At 66.0% G+C, this 2860-nt stretch carries 2 protein-coding genes; both read right to left on the reverse strand.

What is annotated here, in order from left to right:
* Positions 1-1625: conjugal transfer protein TraG N-terminal domain-containing protein (locus tag I6U14_RS11075; RefSeq protein ID WP_296899315.1), on the reverse strand; the 1625-nt coding region annotated here is incomplete at its 3' end.
* 9 nt (positions 1626-1634) lie between these two features.
* Positions 1635-2860: conjugal transfer protein TraH (locus I6U14_RS11080; protein ID WP_296899317.1), on the reverse strand; the 1226-nt coding region annotated here is incomplete at its 5' end.

The raw sequence follows: 2860 nt of genomic DNA on the forward strand, positions 1-2860 counted from the left end.
CGCCGGAGCGCCTGCGAGGACTCCTGCCCGACGCTGCTCAGCGACTGCCCGAAGCGGGTCTGTGCTTGTCTGCTTTCCGCCTCGAAGGACTTGACCAGCGAATCCTCGGAGCGCTGCGTCTCGAACCTCGGCAGCACTTTCTCTCCGCCGTACGCGCGCGTGCCGCCCACAGGTTCGTTCGCATAGCCCGGCGACTGCTGCATCAGGGGCCCGACCGTCGCCAGGCTCGGCGACACGATCTTCTCGTCGATGTGATCGCCGCCCTGCAGCCGACCCGCGAGGGCAGTCGCCGTATAGGCCGATCCATAGATCAGCATGAGCGTGATGAAGGGCGTGCTGGCCGCCAGCATCCCCGCGGTGCCGAGGAAGTCACCGATCACGCGGTCCATCGCGAAGATCCCTGCGATACTGTCGGGATGGGCGTTGGAGATCGCGGCGTCGCGCAGCGCGTCGACATGGCGCTCGGCGCCGGTGACCGTGTAGAGATTCGTGATCGCCAGGACCGGCATCCAGAGCTGAATCCAGAGGCCGAACACCAGGTAGCGGCTCACGATCTTCAAGCCCATCGGGCCGAGGCCGATCGCGAACACCATCAGGGGCGCCGCAGCGAACATGAAGGCCTCGAAGAACGTCATGACCGGGTGCACGTAGCGGGAGAAGAGCACCTCCTCGGCGGCCCACTGGGTGTTTCGCTGCTGTCCGGCCTGCTCGATCATGGCCGCCTGGCCCCAGTCCTGCAGCTCGGCGCTGGCGTTGGCGTTGGCCTGGATCATCAACGGCAGGAATGCCGACTGGACCATATAGTTCCGGGCGTCGATGCCAGCGCCGGCGACGTTATCGAGTACGGTCTGGAGCTCCGCGGGGAAGGTTGCGGCATCGTTGGCGGTGGCCGCCGCGAGCGAGTCCTCGAGCGCCGGCACCAAGTTCACAGCAATGTAGTCCTGCAGCATGGTCCAGGCATCCCGGCAGGTCAGATCCTGCACCCCGCCGTTCAGGTACAGCCGTGTCGTGATGGCCTGTTGTGTCGAGGCGTAGGTGTTCGCCCACCCCCGGGCATGCATAAACTCATTCCAGCTGCGCGTCCCGCGGTCGATCTCGTAGAGCGGGCAATCATTGATGTAATTGACCATGCTGCGCGTGAGGTCCGTGTTTTGGTTGCCGTCCGGATAATTGGCGGTGCCCAGCGCCACCAGTGATTGTGTGTGCTTGCGCACATCCTGCAGCAGGGTGAGGGGACGCACGTATCCGTCCGTGATCGACGGCGTCGCGAACGCCGTCTCGAAGAGGCGCGTGACGCCATAGCCCAGTTGGGACACCCCTGAGCCCACCGCCGCCACCCCAATCGGGACGTTGTCCACCACCCAGGTATCGCCGCTGAACACGTCTTCGACGGTCACTCTGGCGCTTGCCCCGAACATGGCCAGATAGATGACAAGCGACACGAAGAAGGTCTGCATCTGCGGCGCGCGCGCCTGGAACGCGCTCTGCAGCATCGTGACGATCACGCCGACCAGGAAGCCGACGCTGGCGAGCAGGCGCATGTCATCGGTGCCGGACAGGGCCGCGACGGCGTTGAGGACGCGGGTCAAGTAGAACCCGTCACCGATTGAGTAGATCTCGAACATGGCCCGTCCTCACTCGGCCGCGCCGACCGGTCCGACGGTGCGTTTCGCTGATCGGATCAGGTTGTCGTAGTACGCGAGCAGCTGCACCGGGTTGCCGACCCGATTGCTCAACAGATCCTTCTCGTCGTTGATCTGCTGCCTGGCCTTGTCGATGTTGTCCTGCACCATCTGCGCATAGGCGTTGTCCTGGATCGCGGTGGCGTACTCCACAGCGCGCACCGCGTCGTTGATGAGCACGGTCACCAGGTCGATCGCGATCGCCGGCGCCGCGCGACGGGCGTAGTCGCGCGCCATGCCGATATCGGTGCGCGCGAGATTCCGCAGCTGGGCGCCGATGCCGCCGGGGATGTTCTCGAGGAACGCGCGCTCGGCGGCGGTCAGGTCCGCGTCGGCCAGACCGAACTTGTCCACGATCCCGGCCGCGCCCGCGGCCCCAAGGAGCATGTCGCGCACCTCGATGGCGAGACCCGGCATCGTCACGTCCTCGATAATGTCCGGGTTGCGGCACTGGTGGGCGGCATGGCCGGGACAGCGATAGCGGCGCACGCGCTGCTGGGCATCCGGGTTGCTGTCCTGGTTGCGACTGCCGTAGAGCAGATCGCGCACGGTCAGCAGGTTGCCGCTGAGCGGGCGCACGTCGAACGAATCCTCACGACCGTCCGCGTCCTCCTGGGGCGGCGCCACGATCACCGAGCCCGTGATGGACATCATCGCCTCGAGCATCGCCGCGTCGCCGTCGGCGAACCAGCTATCGGCATTTCGCGTTACGAGCGCATGCCAGACCAGGTTGCCGCTCAGGCCCCTGTCGGCCTGCTGCTGCGGGGTGAGGTTCTGCCCCACCTCCTCGACAGACGAGGTGCCGCTGATGCTCGTGACCATCTCGTGGATGTCGCCCCAGCCCTCTTCGAGCGCGCCAAGCAGGCTCGCATCGCTCGTCTGCTTGCTCCCCATGGCGCTTGCGACGTCGTTGACGATGCCCTGGGCGAGCTGGCACGAGTTCATGTGCCCCTGGTTGAGCGATTGCAGCACTTTTTGTAGCGAGTCCATGATCTCGCCGCACTCCGGGCACATGGACTTGATGGCGAGCTGAAAGGCGTACCCCGGCGCGTTGGCCGCCACCGCACGCAGGAGCTGCTGGAACTGGTCGCCTGAGATGACCGCGAAGCTCCCCCCGTACAGGTCGATCCCGCCGCAGCCTGCTTCACCCCCCGGGGCCGGGAAGCGCCACCGCGCCT

The sequence above is a fragment of the Thiohalocapsa sp. genome (assembly GCF_019695415.1).
GTDB lineage: Bacteria > Pseudomonadota > Gammaproteobacteria > Chromatiales > Chromatiaceae > Thiohalocapsa.